Source organism: Acinetobacter sp. IK23 (assembly GCF_035615275.1).
GTDB classification, from domain to species: Bacteria; Pseudomonadota; Gammaproteobacteria; order Pseudomonadales; family Moraxellaceae; genus Acinetobacter; species Acinetobacter seifertii.
Genome location: NZ_JANBNX010000019.1, coordinates 36,299 through 59,191 on the forward strand (window position 1 = coordinate 36,299; position 22,893 = coordinate 59,191).

17 protein-coding genes and 1 pseudogene are annotated in these 22,893 nt (G+C 38.1%); 14 read left to right on the forward strand and 4 right to left on the reverse strand.

All coding sequences use genetic code 11. From position 1 onward, the window contains the following. The 3 genes and pseudogenes from MSG95_RS13075 to MSG95_RS13085 all read left to right on the forward strand — a co-directional run bounded on the left by MSG95_RS13075 (position 1) and on the right by MSG95_RS13085 (position 2,556). The gene (locus MSG95_RS13075; RefSeq protein ID WP_077165413.1) at positions 1-1,665 is read left to right on the forward strand and encodes a (2,3-dihydroxybenzoyl)adenylate synthase; all 1,665 of its coding nucleotides are present in this window, start codon (positions 1-3) and stop codon (positions 1,663-1,665) included. Between the two features lie 21 nt (positions 1,666-1,686). Then, positions 1,687-2,337: pseudogene (locus MSG95_RS13080) on the forward strand (isochorismatase family protein); the annotation flags it as partial. A gap of 18 nt (positions 2,338-2,355) precedes the next feature. Next, positions 2,356-2,556 (forward strand): phosphopantetheine-binding protein, encoded by a 201-nt coding sequence (locus MSG95_RS13085; protein ID WP_373368118.1) that lies wholly within the window; start codon positions 2,356-2,358, stop codon positions 2,554-2,556. A gap of 44 nt (positions 2,557-2,600) precedes the next feature. On the opposite strand, the gene MSG95_RS13090 is transcribed toward MSG95_RS13085, so the two are convergent. Continuing rightward, positions 2,601-5,750 (reverse strand): multidrug efflux RND transporter permease subunit, encoded by a 3,150-nt coding sequence (locus MSG95_RS13090; protein ID WP_324624769.1) that lies wholly within the window; start codon positions 5,748-5,750, stop codon positions 2,601-2,603. Positions 5,751-5,967: 217 nt separating this feature from the next. Here MSG95_RS13090 and MSG95_RS13095 point away from each other — a divergent pair, with 217 nt between their 5' ends. Then, positions 5,968-7,920, forward strand: a complete 1,953-nt coding sequence (locus MSG95_RS13095) for a TonB-dependent receptor plug domain-containing protein (RefSeq protein ID WP_077165416.1) — start codon at positions 5,968-5,970, stop codon at positions 7,918-7,920. 140 nt (positions 7,921-8,060) lie between these two features. Next, positions 8,061-8,462, forward strand: coding sequence for a transcriptional repressor (locus tag MSG95_RS13100; protein WP_004701669.1), 402 nt, complete (start codon positions 8,061-8,063; stop codon positions 8,460-8,462). 71 nt (positions 8,463-8,533) lie between these two features. Here the strand turns inward: MSG95_RS13100 and MSG95_RS13105 are convergent, their stop codons facing one another. Continuing rightward, complete coding sequence (locus tag MSG95_RS13105) at positions 8,534-10,315, reverse strand: bifunctional metallophosphatase/5'-nucleotidase (RefSeq protein ID WP_077165417.1); 1,782 nt, start codon at positions 10,313-10,315, stop codon at positions 8,534-8,536. A 307-nt stretch (positions 10,316-10,622) separates the two neighbouring features. Between MSG95_RS13105 and ppk1 the strand changes: the two genes are divergently transcribed. From ppk1 to MSG95_RS13150, 9 genes are all read left to right on the forward strand, one after another. Further along, entirely contained in the window at positions 10,623-12,698 is a 2,076-nt protein-coding gene (ppk1, locus tag MSG95_RS13110) for a polyphosphate kinase 1 (RefSeq protein WP_324624770.1), read from the forward strand. A 225-nt stretch (positions 12,699-12,923) separates the two neighbouring features. After that, the gene (gene pqqA, locus MSG95_RS13115) at positions 12,924-12,998 is read left to right on the forward strand and encodes a pyrroloquinoline quinone precursor peptide PqqA (RefSeq protein ID WP_001982218.1); all 75 of its coding nucleotides are present in this window, start codon (positions 12,924-12,926) and stop codon (positions 12,996-12,998) included. 75 nt (positions 12,999-13,073) lie between these two features. Beyond that, entirely contained in the window at positions 13,074-13,985 is a 912-nt protein-coding gene (pqqB, locus tag MSG95_RS13120; RefSeq protein WP_077165419.1) for a pyrroloquinoline quinone biosynthesis protein PqqB, read from the forward strand. 8 nt (positions 13,986-13,993) lie between these two features. Beyond that, positions 13,994-14,752 carry a pyrroloquinoline-quinone synthase PqqC gene (gene pqqC / locus MSG95_RS13125; RefSeq protein ID WP_077165420.1) on the forward strand — a complete coding sequence of 253 codons (759 nt, stop codon included), beginning with the start codon at positions 13,994-13,996 and terminating at the stop codon, positions 14,750-14,752. Next, the gene (gene pqqD / locus MSG95_RS13130; protein ID WP_019459141.1) at positions 14,749-15,033 is read left to right on the forward strand and encodes a pyrroloquinoline quinone biosynthesis peptide chaperone PqqD; all 285 of its coding nucleotides are present in this window, start codon (positions 14,749-14,751) and stop codon (positions 15,031-15,033) included. The genes pqqC and pqqD overlap by 4 nt, the downstream gene beginning before the upstream one ends. Beyond that, on the forward strand, positions 15,030-16,184 hold the full coding sequence (gene pqqE, locus MSG95_RS13135; protein ID WP_077165421.1) for a pyrroloquinoline quinone biosynthesis protein PqqE: 1,155 nt from the start codon (positions 15,030-15,032) through the stop codon (positions 16,182-16,184). Before pqqD ends, pqqE begins: the two co-directional genes overlap by 4 nt. A 16-nt stretch (positions 16,185-16,200) precedes the next feature. Next, entirely contained in the window at positions 16,201-17,253 is a 1,053-nt protein-coding gene (locus MSG95_RS13140) for a dipeptidase (protein ID WP_077165422.1), read from the forward strand. A gap of 577 nt (positions 17,254-17,830) precedes the next feature. Beyond that, a complete protein-coding gene (locus tag MSG95_RS13145) occupies positions 17,831-18,007 on the forward strand; it encodes a hypothetical protein (protein ID WP_039253692.1) in 177 nt (58 codons plus the stop codon). A 244-nt stretch (positions 18,008-18,251) separates the two neighbouring features. Next, entirely contained in the window at positions 18,252-18,488 is a 237-nt protein-coding gene (locus tag MSG95_RS13150) for a hypothetical protein (RefSeq protein ID WP_019459145.1), read from the forward strand. A gap of 72 nt (positions 18,489-18,560) precedes the next feature. Here the strand turns inward: MSG95_RS13150 and MSG95_RS13155 are convergent, their stop codons facing one another. Together MSG95_RS13155 and MSG95_RS13160 are read right to left on the reverse strand one after the other, a co-directional pair. Continuing rightward, positions 18,561-21,668 (reverse strand): efflux RND transporter permease subunit, encoded by a 3,108-nt coding sequence (locus MSG95_RS13155; protein WP_151819481.1) that lies wholly within the window; start codon positions 21,666-21,668, stop codon positions 18,561-18,563. Continuing rightward, positions 21,665-22,831, reverse strand: a complete 1,167-nt coding sequence (locus MSG95_RS13160) for an efflux RND transporter periplasmic adaptor subunit (protein WP_077165566.1) — start codon at positions 22,829-22,831, stop codon at positions 21,665-21,667. Before MSG95_RS13160 ends, MSG95_RS13155 begins: the two co-directional genes overlap by 4 nt. Positions 22,832-22,893 lie beyond the last annotated feature (62 nt).

Consider the following 22,893-nt stretch of genomic DNA (forward strand, 5'->3'; position numbering starts at 1 on the left):
ATGACAACTAAGAATTATTTAGTTGGCGCTGTGCCATATCCAGCTGAATTTGCTGAGGTTTACCGTAAAAAAGGTTATTGGCTTGGACAAAACTTGAGTGATTTCTTGCGTGAAAGTGCTCAAAAGTATGCGAAAAATATTGCAATTTATGATGGTGATAAAGCTGTTAGCTATGAAGAATTTGATAACCTAGTTGATTGTTGTGCCAACCATTTATATCAATATGGCTTACGTGCGGGCGATAAAGCCGTCGTACAAATGCCAAACCGCTATCAGTTCTATATTCTATTTTTTGCACTGATTCGATTAGGTGCTTTACCTATCATGTCTTTACCTGCCCATCGATATGCCGAACTCAGTAGCTTTTTTAAACAGACGCGAGCTAAAGCTTATTTCTGCGCAGATTTTGGCGCCCAAAAATTTGATTACCGAGAGCTTTCCGAAAAGCTTCAGCAAACAGCACCTTGCTTAGAGCATGTATTTGTACTTGGTGATGCTGGTAATTTTGTTGCTATCGAAAATCTATTAAAAGAAACAGAAATTCTAGCGGAAGCAATCTCGCCAACTACAGCAGATCAAGTGGCTTTTTTACAGCTTTCAGGGGGCAGCACAGGTGTTCCGAAACTCATTCCACGTACTCATGATGATTATCTCTACAGTGTGCGTGAAAGTGCCAAAATTTGCGAACTCAATCAGATTTCACGTTTATTGATGGTTTTACCTGCGGCACATAACTTTTCAATGAGCTCGGCTGGTTCTTTAGGCATTTTTTATGCTGGTGGCGCAGTGGTTTTAGGTACAGATCCAAGTCCGGAAACTGCATTTCCACTTATTAAAAAACACGGTGTGACAGATGCTTGTTTAGTTCCTGCATTGGTTCGACCTTGGATGGACAAAGCAGCCAAAGATCAAGATCCAATATTATCGACTCTACGTTGTTTACAAGTCGGAGGCGCGCGTTTACCCGATGCTGTTGCCTTACGTTTAATTGATGAGTTTACGGTTAATTTGCAACAGGTCTTTGGAATGGCTGAAGGGCTGGTGAACTACACCCGTTTTGGTATGTCAAAAGAACAAATTATTCATACTCAAGGTTTAAAAATTTCGCAAGATGATGAAATTTTGGTATTGGATGATCATGACCAACCCGTAGAAGCTGGAGAAGTAGGGCATTTACTCACTCGTGGTCCTTATACCATTCGCGGCTATTACCAAGCACCAGAGCACAACGCTCGTTCTTTTACACCAGATGGTTTTTATCGTACAGGCGACTTAGTTCGTATTCGTGAAGATGGCTGCATTGTTGTAGAAGGGCGTTCAAAAGAACAAATCAATCGTGCTGGTGAAAAAATTGCGACTGAAGAAGTGGAGCAAGCTTTATTAACTCATCCACAAATTCGCCTTGCAGCACTGGTTGCTATGCCTGATGAGATAATGGGTGAAAAAAGCTGTGCCTTTATTGCATGGCAATCACAAACCAATGATCCAAGCCCAATTCGCCTTGCGATGTCAGTTCGACAACATCTGAAAGATTATGGACTGGCTACCTACAAAATTCCCGATCGAGTCGAATTTATCGAGCAATTTCCATATACAGCCTTTGGAAAAATCGACAAAAAAAGATTGCGTCAACAACTTGAAACTAAAACCAATGTTCTTGCTTAAAGATAAAAAAGGAAAAATGTGATGAGTATTCCCAAAATTACTAGTTATAGCATGCCTCAAGCCCACGAATTTACACCTAATAAAACCCATTGGCAGTTACATACCAATCGCGCCGTGTTATTGGTCCATGACATGCAGCAGTATTTTTTAGACTTTTATGATCAAACTCAAGCGCCTATTCCAGAGCTCATTAAAAATACCAAAGAACTGATTGAAACCGCACGTAAATTTAATATTCCAGTGGTTTATACTGCACAGCCCGGTAATCAGACGCCTGAACATCGTCAATTATTGACCGATTTTTGGGGAACTGGTTTAAAAGACGATCCGTATATTACTCAGATTTTGCCGGAAATCTCACCTCAGAAAAATGATACCGTTTTAACAAAATGGCGTTATAGCGCATTTAAGTTTTCACCACTTGAACAACTTATGCGTGAGTCAGGTCGTGATCAGCTCATTATTTGTGGTGTTTATGCTCATATTGGCTGCCTCATGAGTGCCGCAGAAGCCTTCATGCTCAACATACAACCATTTTTATGTGGTGATGCACTCGCTGACTTTAGCCGTGAAGAACACGACATGGCATTAAAATATGCAAGTACACGTTGCGCTCAAGTCATGACAACTCAACAAGTGACTCGTGCTTGGGAACTAGAACAAACAGTCTCGCCATTAACCCAAGCAGGGATTGTTCAAGCGGTAAGTGAGCAACTACAGATTCCAGCTTCGGACATTCAGTTAAATGATGATCTGCTCATGCTTGGGCTTGATTCAGTTCGCTTAATGACTTTAGTGGGTAAATGGCAGGCTTATGGCGCTCAGGTAAGCTTTGAAGATTTGGCAGAACAACCTACATTAGAAGTATGGATTGAGAAACTAGTCGCTTAAATTTAAACAATAAAAAAGCAGATCATTGATCTGCTTTTTTTGTTCTATAAAGATGGATGATCTTTTCTATATTTGGATACACGTCTAAACCAAACCCGTCCAAGCGACCATTGCAAAGCTGGTAAACTATGTACCAAAACAAAGAAAAACACCGTAAATACAGGGACCAGTAAAGTTCCTATAACCACACTGCCAAATACACTCATACCAATTTCATGGCGACTCACGGCACCAGCACCTGTTGCAACGACAAGGGGAATAACACCTGCACCAAAAGCTAAAGACGTCATTAAAATTGGACGTAAGCGTAAAGCTAAAGCCTCACACGCAGCAGTAACATAACCTTTACCTTGTTTTATGGCTTTAGTTGCGAACTCCACAATTAAAATCGCGTTTTTACAAGACAAACCAATACCCGTTAGTAACGCGATTTGGAAATACACATCATTTGGTAAGTTAAAAATTTGAGCAAATACAATAGTTCCCGTAATGCCTAGCGGAAGTCCTAGTAAAATAATAAGAGGTACTTTCCAGCTTTCATATAAAGCAGCTAAACATAAGAAAATAAATAAAATAGAGATAATGTATAAGAGTAAGGCTTGCTGACTCGATTGCTGCTCTTGTAACGAGAGACCACTCCATGCGACATCTACACCAGACTGTTTACTCACCATATCACTTAACTGTTGCATTGCTTGACCTGAGCTAAAGCCAGAACTAACATTTGCTTCAAGTTGTATTGCAGCAAGTCCCATAAATCTTGTTAGTGTTTCTGGGCCACCAGTCCACTCACTTTGACCAAAATGCGCAAGAGAAAGCATTCCCCCTGTATTATTACGGACGTGCCAATAAGCTAAATCTTCAGGTTTAGAGCGAAATTCAGCATCACCTTGCATAATGATTCGTTTAATTTTGCCTCTTTCAACAAAATCACCCACATAGTTTCCACCCCAAGCAGTCGATAAAGTTGAACGAATCGCTTGTTGATCAATCCCTAATATCTTGGCTTTATTCTGGTCGAGTTGAATAAAAACTTCAGCCTTATTTTCATCTACAAGCGGACTTAAATTTTCAAACGTAGGATAATTGTGAGATTCTTTTTCTAAGACTTTATATTGCTTAATAAGTTCATCACGTCCTTGACCATTTACATCTCTGAGCCAAAGTTCTAAGGCATCAGACTGACCTAAACCAGAAACGCTTGCAGGCATACCCACCATAACTTTGGCTGGTAAGTTTTTTTGCAAGTAATTTTGCGCACGCTCACGTATAGCACTTGCAGTATTAGCTTCACCTTTACGTTCATTCCAATGTTTTAAGGAAACAAACGCCATGCCTAAATTTGGACCGCTCCCTGAAAAGTTTTGTCCATTGACTACAAGAACAGTATTAATATTTTTAGCTTCATGTTCAAAGAAATAGTTATTAACCCGTTTACCTACTTCTTGTGTTTGGCTCATAGACGCACTGTTATGCAAACTATAAGGCACAGCCAATAAACCCTGATCTTCATTTGGAATAAAGCTCGTCGGCAAACTACGATAAATCACAATTAAAACAGCAGCTAAAGCTAACACTACAAGACATGAAAGTGCTTTAAATTTGATTAAACTTTTTGCTAAAAAACTAAAACCAACTTTAACTTTTTCAAGCAAAGTCTCAAGTTTTTGTCCCCATTTAGGTTTTTGAGTTTGTTTTTTTAGTAAGACAGCACACAAAGCTGGCGTAATAAACATGGCTACCAATAAAGATAACAACATCGCAGCTGCTAAAGTGATTGAAAACTGGCGGTAAATCATGCCCGTTGAACCACTAAAAAAAGCCATCGGGATAAATACGGCGGTTAGTACCAAGGTAATACCCATCAATGCTCCAGTAATTTCTTGCATCGATGCTAAACATGCATCCCGAACACTTAATTGTTGCTCATGCATAAGCCGTTCAACGTTTTCAACCACGACAATCGTGTCATCAACCAATAAACCAATTGCTAGAACTAGTGCAAACAGGGTAAGGGTGTTAATGCTCATTCCAGACAAATACAACACAACAAAGGTGCCGCAAATCACAATAGGTACAGTAATGGTGGGAATAAGTGTAGCGCGCCAATTTTGTAAAAAGAGATACATCACAATGACGACTAAAACTACTGCTTCAAGCAAAGTAATAATGACTTGTTTAATCGACTCTTCAATAAACGGTGTATTGTCCCGCGGATAAACTACTTTATATCCAGTGGGTAGATGCTGCTTGAGCTGTTCAATTTTTGCTTTAATTAGAGCAGAGGTTTCAATTGCGTTCGCATCGGGACTAAGTGAAATGCCTAAACCAGCAGAAGGGTAGCCATTTAGTGTATTAATACTTTCATAGTTTTCGGCACCTAACTCGACTCTCGCTACATCTTTTAAATAAACCAGACTCCCATCTACATTGGCTTTAACCACAACCGATTTAAAATCGTTGACTGTTTTTAATCGAGAACCCGCTGTGACTTTGGCATAAATATTCTGATCAGCAGCCGAAGGCATAGCACCAATCGAACCTGCAGCAATTTGGGTATTGTAGTCTTCAAGTGCCTTTTCAATATCACTCGGCATAAGTTGATAATTTCTAAGCTGATTTGGATTTAACCAAATACGCATGGCATAACTGGAACCAAATACATCAACTTCACCAATCCCTTGCAGTTGCGAGAGAGGTTGTTCAAAGTGATTCACCATATAGTCCGATAATTCGATATTGCTGGCTTTACCTGTCTCATCGTATAGCCCCACAATTAACAGCATATCACCTGTGGTTTTCCAAATATTTACACCTTGCCGTTGTACTTGCTCGGGGAGACGGTTTAATGCACTGTTAATGCGGTTTTGTACTTGCAGTTGTGCCTTATCAATATCTGTACCAATTTTAAAATGAATATCAATACTGGCCGTTCCTGAAGATTCACTATTTGATGTGAAATAAAGTAAGTTATCTAGCCCTTTAATTTGTTGTTCTAAAATCTGAGTTACGCTTTCTTCAACAGTTTCAGCAGACGCACCTCGGTAATTAGCAACCACTGCGACACTTGGAGGAGCTAAGTTTGGATAACGCTCAACTGGCATTGCACGAATAGAAAAAAAACCAAAAATAAGAATAGTGATGGCAATGACAGATACAAAAATGGGGTGATAAATAAAAAATCGAGAGAGCATTGTTATGTCTACTTTAAGCTTGTTTTCAATAGGTTTTTAGGCACACCAAATTGTAATATTAACTTTTTTAAAGCAAACAAACAATAATGATTATCATTATATAAATAATAATTACTTTTATATTGAACAATAAAAGCCATGAAGCTATCATGCTCGGCACATCATAAATGATAACAATTATCATATGATAATCGTTATAAAATATAAGGATCGAGAAATGACATTAACGAAAAAGGCGCTGGTGGTCGCTCTCTCAACACTGCTTCCATTCGCAGTCCAAGCAAATATAGATATTGAGCAACAGGGTACAAATGAACCTGTTCAAAAACTTAAAACTATTGTGGTTTCTGCTGCTTTAAAAGAACAAGATGTAGATAAAGCACCCGCATCCATTAGTGTCATCACAAGTGAAGACATTGAACGTAGTGCAGCACTTAGCCTTGCAGACGTTTTACAAAAACAAGCAGGGGTTTATAACTATAACAGTGGACAGGACAAAATTATTATACGAGGGATGCAAGATACGTCTGGTAGTTATACTTTAATTCTAATCAATGGAAAAAGAACATCTTCTCTGGGAGCAATGTGGCGAGGTAATGACTTTGACTGGAGTTCAATCCCATTAAATAGTATCGAACGAATTGAAGTGATTCGCGGACCAATGTCATCGCTTTATGGTTCTGACGCGATGGGCGGCGTAATCAATATTATTACCAAGAAAGCCGAAAATGGCGAACTTCATGGTTCTGTCTTTGGACAATATAACCGAGCCGATCGAGGAAACGGAAAAGATCAATTCCGATACGGATTTAACCTCTTTGGCGGCTTAACCGATAATGTTAGTTTTTCTCTATCTGGTGATTCTTATAATCGTGATGCGTGGTATCGAAATGGAAAACCAGACTCAAATGGTGCCTATTTCGTAGAGAAAGATACTAAGAATGTACATGGGACTTTAAGTTGGGATATCAATGATCAACAAACTTTAGACCTAGATTTAGGTTATACCAAAGATAAACGACCACTTACTCAAGACGCGGCATCTTCTATCCAAGAAGGTGAAGATGAGCGAACCAATGTAGGTATTACCCATCGAGGGAAATGGAGTTGGGGGAAAACAGAAGCTTATATTGGAAAAGAAACTGCTAAAATTTATGACTATGACAGCGAATATAATGCTCCCCAAAGTCGTAATTATAAGCAAGAAAACTTACTAGGTCGTGCTTTTGCCAACTTTGACTGGATGATGAACAACACCACGGCTGGTGTTGATTATAAAGACCAAAAAATCACAGATCCCGTAGGATACACATCTGGCGGGTCTGAACAGAAAAGTTATGGTGTATTTGTTCAGAACGATACCCACATTAACGATGCACTTACTTTAACATTAGGTGGTCGTTACGACGACTTTGATAATTTTGATGGTAAAGCAACTGGTAAAGCATATTTAGCTTATCAACTCGCTGAAGGAGTTATTCTTAAAGGTGGTGTTGGTCAAGCTTATAAAGTTCCAGGACCATATCAGTTAGATGCAAATTATGAGTTAATTTCTTGTGGGGGGAGCTGTTTTATTACAGGGAATCCAAATCTAAAACCTGAAGAAAGTACCAACTATGAAGCAAGTCTAATTGTTCGTAAACCAAACTGGAATACTGGTATTACAGTATTTGAAAATGATGTAGAGAACTTAATTGAACGTGTTTCTAATCCTAATTCTCCAAATCAAACCAAATATCCATACAAATGGGATAACGTTGCTAAAGCAAAACTAAAAGGTGTGGAACTCAACGGAGCATATGACTTTAGTGATAATTTAGGGATAACAGCGAATGCAACATATTTGGATGCTAAAAATGAGGTAACTGGTAAAGACCTGACTGAACGTCCTGAATGGTTAATTAATAGCTCACTTTCATGGGCTATTGTTGAAAACTATCGTATGAATTTTGGTGCAAGCTATGTAGGTCATCAAATGTTATCTAGTGGTAAAGAATTACCAGCCTATACGACCTATGACATCACGTTCACTTCGCCAATTTCGCCACGTTTAACACTAGACTACGGTGTAAAAAATCTGACCGATGTTGATCTTGAAAATAAAGATGCATCATTTAATACCAAACTTTATGGCCGTAATTACTTTGTAAAAGCCACTTATAGTTTCTAAGCTAAATCTAGGCTCAAAGCTTATTCATAGGGGTATAGGCTTTGAGCTTTTCAGTGAGTAAACACCCATAATTTTCAAGTAAATATAGTCAAAATAATTTTTAAAAATTTCTATATTTCTAAACTTTAAGGTTAATTAACATGACGACAATATCAAAATCATTATTAAATGGATTGCCTATAAAAAAATCGAGAATACAGGTTTTTGAAATTTTAAATCAGAACCCACATGGCTTAAGTGCGGATAGCATTTATGCACAAATTAAAAATGAATATAAAATTACACTAGGCACTATTTACCGAATTTTATCTGAGTTTGAAAATCGCAAACTCGTCAAAAGAGTGTTTTTGGGAAAAAGTAAAAGTATTTATAAGCTCAGAAAAGATAAAATGAGTTGTAACCTGATTTGCTTAAAAACAGCAGAAACTTCAAGCTTTGAACATGAAAAAGTGAAGGAACTATTGCATGAAGTTATGGATATTATTTTTGCAAATACTGGAGCAGACATCAGCAGTGTAGAACTTAACCTCTATACTGAATGAAAGCTCTTTTAGTTTTTCATATAAAAATAAAGGACAGCTTCGTACTGTCCTTTATACGTCATTAAATGAAATTATTTGATGACTTTAATTCGAGTTGTAGCCGGAATAATGAGTGGTGAATTTTTAGCAACATAGCTTTCAAAGGCATCAATATCTTGACCACCACCAACACGGTTCTGACCATCTTTTAATACTGTAAAGTTGTCACCACCATCTGCCAAGAAGCTATTGACTGTTACGCGATATACCTTGGTGTCAACTAATGGAAAGCCTGCCACCATAATATTGCTTGCTCTCGGTGAAATAGTTGTATTTGCCGAATATTGGTAACTTAACTCTTTAGATGGCTGTAAAATTTTAGGTGAACTTGCATTTCCACCAGACCATTGTTGCTCAAGGACATCTCGAATTTGTTTACCGGTTAAACTCAGCGTCACAATCGAATTACCAAAAGGCTGAACAGCAAAAATATCACCAAAGGTAATTTGGTTACTGCTGTTAATCAGTAGATCGGCACGTACACCCCCTGGGTTCATGAGTGTAAAGTCTGAACCTTGGTCGCTTGCTTTAAGAGCAGAGGCTTGTTGTGCATCAGCAATCATATCGCCTAACGGACTTTCACCACTTTCAGCCTGAGTACGGCTCACAACGGCAGTAGACGTTCCAACCACACGCCCAGAAATAGTTGTTACCGCTTGACGGTATTTGTCTAAAATCGCTTCGATACTTGGTGTCTTACTAAATTTTTGATAAAGATCTGTAAGGCTTACAGTGGTTGTACCTGAAGTATAGGCCTCACTTTGAACCGGAACTTGTTTAGCATCTTTTTTAATAATGTCGCCAGTTTTACCATCTAGCTCAATCTTAATATCGGTAATCAGCGTGCCGTATTGGCCAGCGGAAGTCAGTAAGAACGGTTTAGCCGGGTTTTTAGTTGCATAGTCACAAATATAAGATTGATGCGTGTGACCTGAAACAACAATATCCACTGCCGGATTTAAGCGATCTAAAATACCTAAAATCGGCCCACTTAAACCATCACATGTTTTTTGATTAAGCTTAGTACTTGGTGCTGCACCTTCATGGACAACCACCACAAAAGCCTGAATACCTTGTTTTTGTAGTTCAGGAATAAGGGCATTTACGGTATCGGCTTCATCACGAAACTCAACGTCTTTTATACCAGCTGCAGACACAATGCTTGGAGTTGCTTTAAGTGTTAAACCAATAAATGCAACTGGAATTCCACCATAAGTTTTGACTTTATAAGCTGGAAAAATCGTTTTGCTTGCATCGTTTTTCATTGCGACGTTAGCGGCAAGGAAATTAAATTTTGCACCACTAAAGTTTTTATTAATTTGGCAAGGTGCTGTACTTGTGTATTGTTGACAGCCACCATTTTGCAAACGACGTAACTCATCTGTACCGCGGTCAAATTCATGGTTACCCACAGCATTAAAGTCAATTTGAATATCATTCATGACATCAATCGTAGGTTCATCTAAAAACAACGAAGAAGTGAGTGGGGAAGCACTAATCAAGTCACCCGCTGAAACAACAGCATTATTGGGATTTTGAGCTCTAAGTTTCTTAATTGCGTCTGCAAAGTAACTCACACCCCCAACTGGAATACGTACTGTCTGAGATGCATCATTTGGGTTAGTTGCATCAACATAGCGTTTAGGTGGTTCTAAATTTCCATGAAAGTCGTTAAAAGCTAAAATATCGACCGTCTGGTTACTTCGGGGTGCAGATGTATTTGAATCACTGTCATTGTTATCATTACAACCAGCTAATAAAGCCATTGCCAGACATAAAGATGTTGTCTTAAATAATATATTTAAAGTCGTCATTTTTTATCAATTGGTGAATTAAGATGCATAAAAAATACGCATACTGTGTGAATATTTGATGAAAACTAAATCTTAATCAAAATCAGATGATCTTTAAAAAATTAATGCTAAGATAATATTAGAGGTAAACTAATAAAAGGAAATATTTAAGACACATAAATAGATCTTAATTTTTAAGTTTTTCATAAAAAATTCATGAATTTGCAATAAAACAGTTACAAAATGTTCAGTGAATAAAATCGGTTATATATTTTTAAATTAATCTTTTTTATTCATGTTCACTTTTTATCCATTATAAGAGTCAAGAATGACATCATTACCTACATTATCTAGCTCAAACCAGCATAATTTAGAGACATATATCAATAGAGAACTCTCTTTATTAGAGTTTCATAAGCGTGTGCTCGCTCAGGCCAAAGATATTGAACACCCATTACTTGAACGTTTAAATTTTTTAATTATTTTTTCACGTAATCTGGATGAATTTTTTGAAATTCGTGTGGCAAGTTTAATCCAGAAAATTAGTCTAATGACACAAGCGACTGGACCAGAAGGTCTGCCATTACCAGAAGTATTAAAGCAAATTTCGAAAAATGCTCATGAAGCCGTTGAAGAGCAATATAAGATTTTAAATTATACGTTGTTGCCACAGTTGCAAGGCTATGGCGTTCATTTTATTCAGCACGGTGATATATTAGAGAAACATAAAGACTGGATTAAAGAATACTTTTTTAAAGAAGTACAACCTGTCGTTACTCCAATTAGTCTAGATCCGGCGCATCCATTTCCACGGTTAGTTAATAAAAGTCTTAACTTCATTGTGACTTTGGAAGGTAAAGACGCTTTCGGACGCCAAATTGATTTAGCAATTGTCCCAGCACCACGCTCTTTACCAAGACTGGTTAAAATTCCAGAGCATATTTCTGGTGGTGCAGAACATTACATTTTGCTCTCGGCTATTATTCATCAGCACATTTCAGATTTATTTCCGGGCATGAAAGCCACAGGTTGTCATCAATTTCGCGTTACTCGAAATGCTGATTTAACCGTCTCAGAAGATGTAGAAGACTTGGCCGTGGCTTTAAAAGGTGAGTTATCTTCACGCCGTTTTGGTCAAGCGGTTCGTTTGGAAGTAGCAAAAAAATGTCCTGAAGAAATTGCAAACTATTTATTAGAGCAATTTGATTTAGATGCTGAACATCTTTATTACGTCGATGGTCCCGTCAACCTAGCCCGCTTTATTTCAAACTTTGATTTGCCAGATTTACGCTATAAACCGTATCAACAAGTTTTACCAAAACTCCTCTATAGCAAAAAGCCAATTTTTGATGTGTTAAAAGCAGGGGATGTTTTACTTCATCATCCATTTGATTCTTTTGCACCTGTCATCAAGTTCCTTCGCGAAGCTGCCCAAGACCCAAATGTCTTGGCAATTAAACAAACCTTATACCGTAGTGGAGCCAACTCGGAAATCGTTCAACTTCTTGCAGAAGCTGCACGTAATGGAAAAGAAGTTACTGCGGTCATTGAGTTAAGAGCACGTTTTGACGAAGAGTCCAATATTGAAGTAGCTAACGTATTGCAAGAAGCAGGCGCAGTTGTCGTTTATGGCATTGTTGGCTACAAAACTCACGCTAAAATGATTTTAGTTGTTCGCCGTGAACAAGACAAAATTAAAAGATATGTTCACTTAGGTACAGGCAACTATCATGCGGTGAATGCCAAAATTTATACCGATTTTGGCCTGCTTACGAGTGATGCTGAAATTTGTGAAGACGTGCATAAGATTTTCCAAGAACTTACTGGTATGGGCAAAATGGCAAAGCTTAAAAAACTTTTTCATGCACCATTTACCTTGCACTCTCAATTGCTAGAGCTTATTGAGCAGGAAATTAAAAATAGTCTTGCTGGCAAGAAGGCACATATCATCATTAAAGTGAATGCGCTTACTGAACCACAGCTCATCAGCGCGCTTTATAAAGCCTCTCAAGCAGGTGTACAAATTGATTTAATTATTCGTTCCATTTGCTGTTTAAGACCACAAGTTACAGGGCTGTCCGATAATATTCGGGTACGTTCAATTGTTGGCCGTTATTTAGAACATACTCGGGTTTACTATTTTTATAATGATGGCGATACAAAAGTGTTTTGCGCTAGTGCAGACTGGATGGAACGCAATTTATTTTCGCGTATAGAAACCTGTTTCCCAATCGAAAGTAAAAAATTAAAGAAACAAGTGATTGAAGATGGGCTAAACAATTATCTAAAAGATAATCGTCAAGCGTGGGAGCTACAAGCCGATGGAACTTGGGTGCAATATCAGCCTAAATCTGGGCAAGAGCTTTATATTGCGCAGCAACACTTAATGAACTTAGCCGTGTAAAACATCTGCCATAGCAGAATATTCATTTGCTATGGCTTTTTTTAATTGCCTTTGATTGATAAGGAGTTATTAAAATTTGGACAAAAAACACAATTATCGAACAATATCTTGTACCAACCTTATCTACAAACGTGACATTTTTAATTAGAATAAATTTTTAATTGCTTTATAAGATTTGATCAAGTGATTCATTTCACAAGATTAATCCTGACTGGAGAAAAATTTATGCAATGGACAAAACCAGCTTTCACTGATTTACGTATTGGTTTTGAAGTAACAATGTACTTTGAAGCACGTTAATTATTTCTATTCAAATCTGTCATAAGCCCTAGTTTTGTTCTAGGGCTTATGTCTTTCTAATAAGATATTAATTTTATGTATATTTATATTTTAGGTTCAGCAGCTGGAGGCGGCTTCCCTCAGTGGAACTGCAATTGTCCTAATTGTCATGGTGTCCGTACAGGTACGATTAATGCCAAAGTACGAACTCAATCTTCAATTGCGGTTTCAGAAAACGGCGTAGACTGGATTTTATTAAACGCATCACCAGATATCCGTCAGCAATTATTTGACTTTAAAGCAGCTCAACCTGCACGTAAATTACGTGACACGGGCATTACCAACGTTATTTTGATGGATAGCCAGCTTGACCATACCACTGGACTCTTAACTCTGCGTGAAGGCTGCCCAATGAATGTGTGGTGTACAGAAATGGTCTATCAAGACCTGACCACAGGTTTTCCAGTCTTTAATATGTTGAAGCACTGGAATGGCGGTCTTCAATACAATGAAATTAATCCTAAACAAGCTTTTAAAATTGATGGTTTCGAAAATTTAGAATTTGTACCTTTAATTATTCAAAGCGCTGCACCACCATATTCACCACATCGCCATGACCCGCATGAAGGCGACAATATTGCTTTAATCATCAAAGATCATAAAACACAAAAACAGTTGTTTTATGCGCCAGGGCTTGGAAAGATTGACGATCAAATCATGCCGATTATGCAAAATTCAGATTGTGTCATGATTGACGGTACACTCTGGACAGATGATGAAATGCAACAAACGGGTGTAGGTAAAAAAACTGGCCGTGAAATGGGGCATTTATATATTAGTGGTGAAGGTGGTTCGTTGTCTTATTTGAACCAACTCAATACACCGAAAAAAGTACTAATTCATATTAATAATACCAATCCGATTTTAAATGAAGACTCTGCTCAATTTGCTGAACTAAAAGCAAATGGTGTAGAAGTTGCCTTTGATGGCATGCAAATTGAACTCTAAGGTGAAACATGACTCAAACACCTGAAGCTTTAACGACCGAACAATTTAAACAGGCTATTATTGATAAAGGTCAGTATTATCATATTTATCATCCATTTCATGTAATGATGTATGAAGGTAAAGCGACTCAGCAACAAATTCAGGCTTGGGTTGCAAACCGTTATTATTATCAAATCAACATTCCACTCAAAGATGCCGCGATTATGGCAAATTGTCCAGACCAGCGCGTGCGTCAGGAATGGATTCAACGCATGATTGACCAAGATGGTGAATATCCTGACGGTGGTGGTCGAGAGGCATGGCTACGCTTGGCAGAAGCTGTTGGTTTGAGTCGTGAGCAAGTGATTTCCGAAGAATTGGTTTTACCGGGTGTTCGCTTTGCTGTAGATGCCTATGTAAATTTTGCACGCCGTGCATCATGGCGTGAAGCAGCAAGCAGCTCTTTAACTGAACTTTTTGCCCCACAGATTCATCAGTCACGACTTGAGTCATGGCCACAACATTACCCTTGGATTGATGACAAGGGCTATGAATATTTTCGCTCTCGTTTAAGTCAAGCACGCCGTGATGTTGAGCATGGTTTAACAATCACGCTTGATTCATTTACTACCCATGAACAACAACAAAGAATGCTAGAAATATTACAGTTTAAACTGGATATTTTATGGAGCATTTTAGATGCCTTAACACTGGCATACGTACACAATCAAGCACCGTATCACAGTGTGACTCAAGAACAGGTATGGCATAAAGGACTATTTAAATGAATAAAGAGCAATTTGATGTAAATCTTGTGCCGACATGGCGACAAGGTTATCGTTTCCAATTTGAACCCGCTCAAAATGGCTTTGTGATTTTATATCCTGAAGGCATGATCAAGTTAAATGAAAGTGCAGGGGCCATTGGACAATATATTGATGGGAAAAATAATGTCTCTGCCATTATTGCCCAGATCAAGCAACAATTTGGCGATATAGCTGAAATTGACAACGATGTTATTGATTACATGTTAGTTGCCCAGCAACAGCACTGGATTGATTTTATATGACCAATGGTGTTGGTTTACCACTATGGTTACTAGCGGAGCTAACGTATCGTTGCCCGCTACAATGTCCATATTGTTCAAACCCTTTAGACTACGTACAGCACAAAAATGAATTGACCACACAAGAATGGTTTGACGTTTTCGATCAAGCGCGTCAAATGGGTGCTGTGCAACTCGGGTTTTCAGGTGGTGAGCCTTTAGTACGTCAAGATCTAGAAGAGCTTGTAGCACATGCGCACCAACTTGGGTTTTATACCAACCTGATTACCTCTGGTATGGGCCTTACCGAACAGCGTATTTCCCATTTAAAGCAAGCTGGCCTAGACCATATTCAAATTAGCTTTCAAGCAAGTGACCCAGTTGTTAATGACGCTTTGGCAGGTTCAAAACATGCTTTTGAACAAAAGTATGAAATGTGTCGTCTGGTAAAAGAATATGATTATCCGATGGTTCTTAATTTTGTGATTCATCGACATAACATTGACCAGATTGATAAAATTATCGAGCTTTGCCTTGAACTTAATGCAGATACAGTCGAGTTAGCTATTTGTCAGTTTTATGGTTGGGCATTTTTAAACCGTCAAGGTTTATTACCAACGCAAGAACAACTTATACGTGCAGAGCGTATTACCAATGAATATCGCGACAAGTTAAAAGCACAAAATCATCCTTGCAAACTTATTTTTGTAGTGCCTGACTATTACGAAGAAAGACCAAAAGCCTGTATGAATGGCTGGGGCAAAATTTTCTTTACCGTTGCACCAGATGGTATGGCGTTGCCTTGTCACGCCGCTAGACAGTTACCAATTTCTTTCCCAAATGTTCGTGAGCAAAGCCTTTCCAATATTTGGTATGAATCTACAGGTTTTAACCACTTCCGTGGCGATGCATGGATGCCAGAAGGCTGCCGTAGTTGCCCAGATAAAGACCGCGACTTTGGTGGCTGTCGTTGCCAAGCCTATATGTTAACAGGCGATGCAAGCAATGCAGATCCTGTCTGCGGTAAATCGCCATATCATCAGCTTATTGAACAAGCACGTGCCGAGAGTGAACTCGATTCCTCTCTAGAAAAACTAGTGTTCCGTAATACTAAAAATTCAAAACAATTTACGGTTCAGCAAAACATTCCTGTTCAAAATATTGCAGATGAATAGTGGTGAGAACGTAAATATGAACCATAGCTCAATTCCTGTTTTTGATGGTCATAATGATGTACTAACGCGCCTTTGGTTAAGCGATCATCGCAATCCTGCTCAAGCTTTTATTCAGGAACGTTTAGCAGGGCATCTCGATTTAAAACGCTGTCAAGAAGCGGGTTTTGTTGGCGGTATGTTTGCTATTTTCTTACCACCTTTTGCCTATGTTCAGCAGCACCATCCTAATAAGCTTTTTGACCAAACCTCATCTGACTTCACACAACAGCAAATTGAACAAATTTGTCTGGAACAACTCGATTTAGCAAAACAACTCGCCGAGTATTCTAATGACATTCAAATTTGCACAACTGTTCAGGATATTCAGCACTGCTTAGCAAAACAAAAGTTAGCCATTGTATTGCATATGGAAGGCGCCGAAGCACTACAACTTAATCCAGATTTACTCGATGTATTTTATGATGCAGGGCTTCGTAGCATTGGACCGCTTTGGAATAGACCCAGTCGTTTTGGACATGGTTTAAATGCTAAGTTTCCCCATTCACCCGACACGGGAGCTGGTCTTACACACGAGGGCAAAACATTTATAAAGCGCTGTGCTGATAAAAAAATGGTGATTGATGTTTCCCATATGAATGAACAAGCTTTTTGGGATACCGCTAACATTCTTCAACAGCCGATTGTCGCGACTCATTCGAATGTCCATGCCTTATGTCCACAAGCCAGAAATCTAACAGATGATCAACTCAAAGCGATCAGAGACTCTAAAGGGATAGTTGGATTAAATTTTGATGTCGCATTTTTACGTAAAGATGGACAGCGTGATGCAAACACATCCATTGATGTCATTTTAGAACATCTAGAATATTTAATAGACGAAATAGGGATAGATCATGTTGGTTTTGGTTCAGACTTTGATGGGGCGCTCATTAGTCATGAAATTGAAGATGTAAGGGGACTACACCTACTCATCGAGAGAATGCAAAAAAGGCACTATTCGCATGAAATCATAGAAAAAATCTGTTTTTCTAACTGGTTGACTGTGCTTAATCGTATTTTAGATGAATAATCTATCGCTAAACTTATTGAAAATAGCGAATTATTTTACATTTTTTATTGGCCGAAATGACTAGAAAAAGTACAACTGGTTTAATTGTCAACCATTCGGTAAATTAACTAGAATCAATATTACTAAATGTAAGAACATTTGGTATTTCAGGTCTTTAGTGGTTTTCACTTGCGCCCATTTTTTCTTGAGAAGTAGAAATGGGCGTTTTTTATTGCTTATAAAAAACGAGAAGTACATCACAGGATTTACTAATTAACTGCAAATCATCTCTTTACTATCTTGACTAAAACTTCAGCATTAAATACATTTAAGTTGTATTCAAAGATAAATAAGATTGCTTCAAGCAATTAATAATACTGCTTAATCCTGAAATACAGTAGAAAGCCTATTCTTTTTTTAGAATAGGCTTTTTGCTTTGTATCAAAATTTATTTTTGAAACTATTACACTCTTCAATTAACATAAAAATTAAATACCTTACAAAAGCGGCTCAAATCAAAGTCCTTAAATAACAAAGAATGTGCTATTAATTTAAGCTGATTTATAAAAAGTTTCTCCGTCGATTGAAGAGGTGTAAAATGTTAAAATCAATTTTAGTACTAGGAACAGGTATTGCAATTGGCATGTGCATGTACAAGAAAAAGCAGAAAAATAGTAAGAGCTTTAGCACAGGTAGTGACACTGACTCATTAATTAATAAAGATAATAACAAAGTTAAAGATGATGGTTCACTCGATAATGCTGTACAAGTTTAGAACTTCATAAGGGTTCATCAGTGAACCCTTCTAATATTTAAAATTAACTTTATCTAAAATAAAAATAAGACTAATAAGTTAATTTAAAAATAAATTTCATGTTATATAAAATTTTATTATTCATTTAATTATTTGAGACATATTTAATAAAACAAAAAGAACACTTTAAATGTTAAACTTTACACATTGTAGCAAAACAAACTCTATTATTTTTTATGTTAAGAATAAGAAAATGGAGACTAAAATGTCTAAACGTCATATTTTAAAAGAAGTTAATGCGAAAAGTATGTGCGGTATGGAAATTGTAGTAGAACAGATTTTCGAAAATACATTTGAAAAAAATTTGGCTTCAAGTGAAATACAACAAAACTGGTTACCTCTTTCTAAGATTGTGATTTCAGACAAAGTCATCAATTTAGATCAAGACAATACCTTTGCTCATCCTAGAACAGGTAAAGTCTTTAAGGTATTAAACTCTTAAATAATTTGGCTTTAGATGAATATAAAAGAAATGATTGAGGCGAAACAACAAAGGGTTCCGCCTCAATGAGTTTTATGAGTTAGTTTTCTTCTTTAAAAATAGTTTTTCGGCTGCTCCCAACACAAAAATAAAGAAAATCGGTACGAAAAATATAGCCAGAATTGTCGCAGAAATCATACCTCCAAACACGCCAGTCCCTAACGCATGCTGGGTTTCAGAACTTGCACCACTTGCAATTACCAGCGGAATCACACCAAAAGTAAAGGCAAGAGAAGTCATTAAAATTGGACGTAAACGTAACTTCGCTGCCGCAACTGCTGCTTCAATTAAGCTCATACCTTCTTCTTTGAGCATTTTTGCGAACTCAACAATTAAGATCGCATTTTTTGCAGATAAACCAATAATAGTAATCAGACCAATTTTGAAGAAAATATCGTTTGGTATTCCTCTTAACATAATCGCTAAAATAGCACCAAAAATACCTAAAGGAACAACCAACATAACTGAAAGTGGAATTGACCAGCTTTCATAAAGTGCAGCTAACACTAAAAACACGACCAACATCGATAAAGCAATAAGAAATGCCATTTGCGATTCAGACTGTTTTTCCTGCAAAGAAATACCCGTCCATTCATAGCCAATGCCTTGGGGAAGCTTAGCAATCAATTTTTCCATTTCTCGCATTGCATCGCCTGAAGAAACTCCAATATTAGGAACGCCAGAAATACTTAATGAAGGGCGGCCATTATAGCGATTATATTGCTGCGGTAACTTGTTCCACTGCGGAGTGACCACCTCAGATAAAGACACCAGTTGTCCATTTGCACCAGCAACTTTCAAGCTCAAAATATCTTTTAAATGCATACGTGATTGTGCATTGGCTTGAACAATCACTTGTTGCATACGACCCTGATTTGGGAAGTCATTGATATACATTGACCCCATAGAAGTCGAAATAATATCTGAAACAGAAGCAAAGCTTACGCCTAAGGTATTTAATTTCTCACGGTCTATTTTCAAGCTAATATTGTCGCCTTGTGGCAAACCTTCAGGGTAAACCATATAAAACTTTTTGTTTTGAGCCGCCATTTCCATGAGTTTTGTTTGTGCTGCGATTAAAGCTGGCATTCCTAAATTTGCTTTATCTTGTAAGCGCAAACTAAAACCTGAAGAGGTACCTAATTCATCAATGGCTGGAGGAAGTACTGACATCGTTGTACCTTCCTTGCTTTTCGCCATTTCTGCATTAACGAAATTGGTATAGTCGGTTGTAGATTTATTACGTTCACCAAAATCTTTTAAGGTTGTAAAAGCGAGCGCAACGTTTTGACCAGCACCACTAAATCCCCAACCCATAATTGAAATATTGCTTGTTACATCGGACTGTTCATTTAAATGATCTTCAAACTCTTTAACAATTTTTTGAGTGCGTTCAGCAGTTGCATCTGAAGGCAATTGGAATGAAGTTAAAAACCAGCCCTGATCTTCTTCAGGCATAAAAGCGGTTGGCCAATATCTCATACCAGCAAAAGTTAAACCTGTAATCACCACAAAAATGATGAGAGTCGGAATTGTATGCTTAACAACTTTTAGCAGAATAACTTCATACTTTTTTGTGACTTTATCAAAGCTTCGATCAAACCATGCGAAAAACCCTTTTTTTTGATGATGAGCATCAATTGGTTTTAGCAATGTTGCACAAAGTGCGGGAGTGAGGGTTAAAGCTAAAAATGCCGAGAATAAAATTGAAACCGACATGGTAATCGTAAACTGACGATAGATAATGCCGACCGAACCACTTGCCAAAGCCATAGGTAGAAATACAGCCGCCAACACTAAGGTAATACCAATAATCGGGCTGGTAATCTCTGTCATGGCCTTAGAGGTAGCCTCTTTGGGCGATAAGCCTTCCGTTGCCATAATCCGTTCAACATTCTCCACCACCACAATCGCGTCATCGACAATAATCCCGATTGCAAGCACCATACCGAACATGGTCAACACATTAATTGAGTAACCTGTCAAAAGCATGATAGTAAAGGTGCCAAGCAGGGCAATTGGCGCTACAATCGCAGGGATTAAGGTGTAGCGAACATTATGAAGAAATACATACATCACAATAAAAACCAGCGCCATGGCTTCAAGTAATGTATGAACTACTTTTTCTATCGAGATTTTAACAAAAGGTGCAGTGTCATAAGGAATACTAAATTGCATACCTTCAGGCAGGTTTGGTTTTAATTCATCAATTTTTTGTTTTACTGCATCAGCTGTTTTTACTGCATTTGCACCAGGACTAAGCTGAATTGCCGCAGCTGTCGCAGGCTTACCATTTTCTAAAATTGCGAAGTTATATGATTGTGCGCCCATTTCTACATCGGCTACATCCGATAACTTAATATGGGCTCCGCTAATATTGCTCTTTAAACTAATGTTTTTAAACTGCTCAACTGTTTCGAGTTGACCTTGGGCAGATAACGGCACTGTTATTAGCTGCCCGTTGACTAAAGGGCGGTCACCAAGCCGACCCGGTGCAATATCAATGTTATTGCTTCGAATCGCATTGTTTACATCACTAATTGAGAGTCCATAAGAAACCAATTTGTTTGGGTCCACCCAAATCCGCATTGCTTTTTCAGCACCAAAAGACTGAATTTTTCCGACACCCTCAACACGTTTAAGCTCTTCGACCACATTACGGACTAAATAATCACTTAAATCGACTTCTGAATAACGATGATTAGGTGAGTTTAAACCGACCAGCATTAAAAAGCCCGAGGATGATGCTTCGACTGCTAAACCTTGTTGACGAACAACTTGCGGTAAGCGGGATTCAACCGCTTTAATCTTATTTTGTACGTCGACCTGAGCCATATCGACATCAGTACCGGGTTTAAACGTCGCAGTAATTTCAGCTGTTCCTGATGAATCAGTTGTCGCACTATAGTAGAGTAAATTTTTTACTCCAGACATTTCCCGTTCAATGAGCGTAATCACGCTATCATTAATTGTTTTAGGAGTAGCGCCAGGATAGCTTGCCGTAATATTCACCTGAGGAGGTGCAACACTTGGAAAGCGTGCAATAGGCAACTTTGGAATACTCAGTACACCAAATAAAATAATAAAAATCGCAATTACCCATGCAAAAACAGGACGGCGAATAAAGAATTGAGACATCATTTAGTATCTCCTTGCTTCACCGTATTTGTTGCCGAAGCGGCTTTCCATGCTGAAATTGCTAGCTTTTGGTTGGGCTGAATACGCTCAATCCCTTCAACGACAACTTTATCTCCAGCTTTCAAGCCTTTATTGATGAGATAAAATTGTTGATATTGTTGGCCTAGCTCTACAGGGCGTACATCTGCAATACCTTTGGCATTTACAACATAAACTTGTGGGTCGCCGTTCATATTGCGCTGAATAGCTTGTTCTGGAACAAGTAAAGCCTGAGGAACAGAGGCACGTTCAATGTTGACGCGAACATACATGCCCGGTAATAATTTTCGTTCAGGATTAGACACTTCAATACGGATAGTGACATCACCTGTTTCAGGGTCGACATTAATATCTTCAAAAAGCATTTTTGCCGATACGTTATAAGGCTGTCCTAAACTATTTAAGATTTGTACACCTTTTTGATTGTTGGCAGATAACTCGCCACTTTGTAAAGCTTCCTTTAAGCGCTCATATTCACCAATAGATTGTTTTACATCGACATAAACACGGTCAATTTGTTGAATGGTAGCCATTGTATTGCTATCAGCTTGGCTGACTAGAGCACCTTCGGTCACAAACGATTTACCAATACGGCCTGAAATTGGTGCTCGTACTGTGGCGTACTGTAAATTTAGATTTTGACGAGCCAGCAAGGCTTTCATTTGGGCAACATCTGCAATCGCTTGTCGATATTGCGACTCGGCATTACTTACTTCTTGCTTACTAATTGCATTGCTTGGTAAGAGTTGTTGATAGCGTTCAAGTTGTACTTTTAAACGATTAACTTCTGCTTCTGCTTTATTTAGGCCAGCTCGATTACTATTTACATCAGCTTCAAAAATTTCCGAGTTTATTTTATATAAAGGTTGTCCAGCCTTGACTTCACTACCTTGGGTGAACAGAACTTTTTCAACAATACCGCCTACCTGAGGACGAATTTCGGCTGTACGGAAAGCCTGAACACGTGCAGGGAGGTTTTCACTAAAATTCACAGACTGTGGTTGAAGGGCTAAAACAGTGACTTTAGCTTCTTGCACTTGTGTTTGATCTGTCGCTTGTTCTTTACCACAGCCATGCAAAACAAGACTAATTGAGAATATGAATGGAACTAAAAAATGCTTCTGCACTTTTGTAACACCTAATGGACTTCTAGATGCTGGCATTATTTTTGATGTGTGTGTAACTAAAA

Excerpts from the sequence above, each read along its gene's own strand:
- MSG95_RS13075 (WP_077165413.1), top strand. The coding sequence starts at position 1 with ATGACAACTAAGAATTATTTAGTTGGCGCTGTGCCATATCCAGCTGAA.
- MSG95_RS13090 (WP_324624769.1), bottom strand. The coding sequence starts at position 5,750 with ATGCTCTCTCGATTTTTTATTTATCACCCCATTTTTGTATCTGTCATT.
- MSG95_RS13095 (WP_077165416.1), top strand. The coding sequence starts at position 5,968 with ATGACATTAACGAAAAAGGCGCTGGTGGTCGCTCTCTCAACACTGCTT.
- MSG95_RS13100 (WP_004701669.1), top strand. The coding sequence starts at position 8,061 with ATGACGACAATATCAAAATCATTATTAAATGGATTGCCTATAAAAAAA.
- MSG95_RS13105 (WP_077165417.1), bottom strand. The coding sequence starts at position 10,315 with ATGACGACTTTAAATATATTATTTAAGACAACATCTTTATGTCTGGCA.
- ppk1 (WP_324624770.1), top strand. The coding sequence starts at position 10,623 with ATGACATCATTACCTACATTATCTAGCTCAAACCAGCATAATTTAGAG.
- pqqB (WP_077165419.1), top strand. The coding sequence starts at position 13,074 with ATGTATATTTATATTTTAGGTTCAGCAGCTGGAGGCGGCTTCCCTCAG.
- pqqC (WP_077165420.1), top strand. The coding sequence starts at position 13,994 with ATGACTCAAACACCTGAAGCTTTAACGACCGAACAATTTAAACAGGCT.
- pqqD (WP_019459141.1), top strand. The coding sequence starts at position 14,749 with ATGAATAAAGAGCAATTTGATGTAAATCTTGTGCCGACATGGCGACAA.
- pqqE (WP_077165421.1), top strand. The coding sequence starts at position 15,030 with ATGACCAATGGTGTTGGTTTACCACTATGGTTACTAGCGGAGCTAACG.
- MSG95_RS13140 (WP_077165422.1), top strand. The coding sequence starts at position 16,201 with ATGAACCATAGCTCAATTCCTGTTTTTGATGGTCATAATGATGTACTA.
- MSG95_RS13145 (WP_039253692.1), top strand. The coding sequence starts at position 17,831 with ATGTTAAAATCAATTTTAGTACTAGGAACAGGTATTGCAATTGGCATG.
- MSG95_RS13150 (WP_019459145.1), top strand. The coding sequence starts at position 18,252 with ATGTCTAAACGTCATATTTTAAAAGAAGTTAATGCGAAAAGTATGTGC.
- MSG95_RS13155 (WP_151819481.1), bottom strand. The coding sequence starts at position 21,668 with ATGATGTCTCAATTCTTTATTCGCCGTCCTGTTTTTGCATGGGTAATT.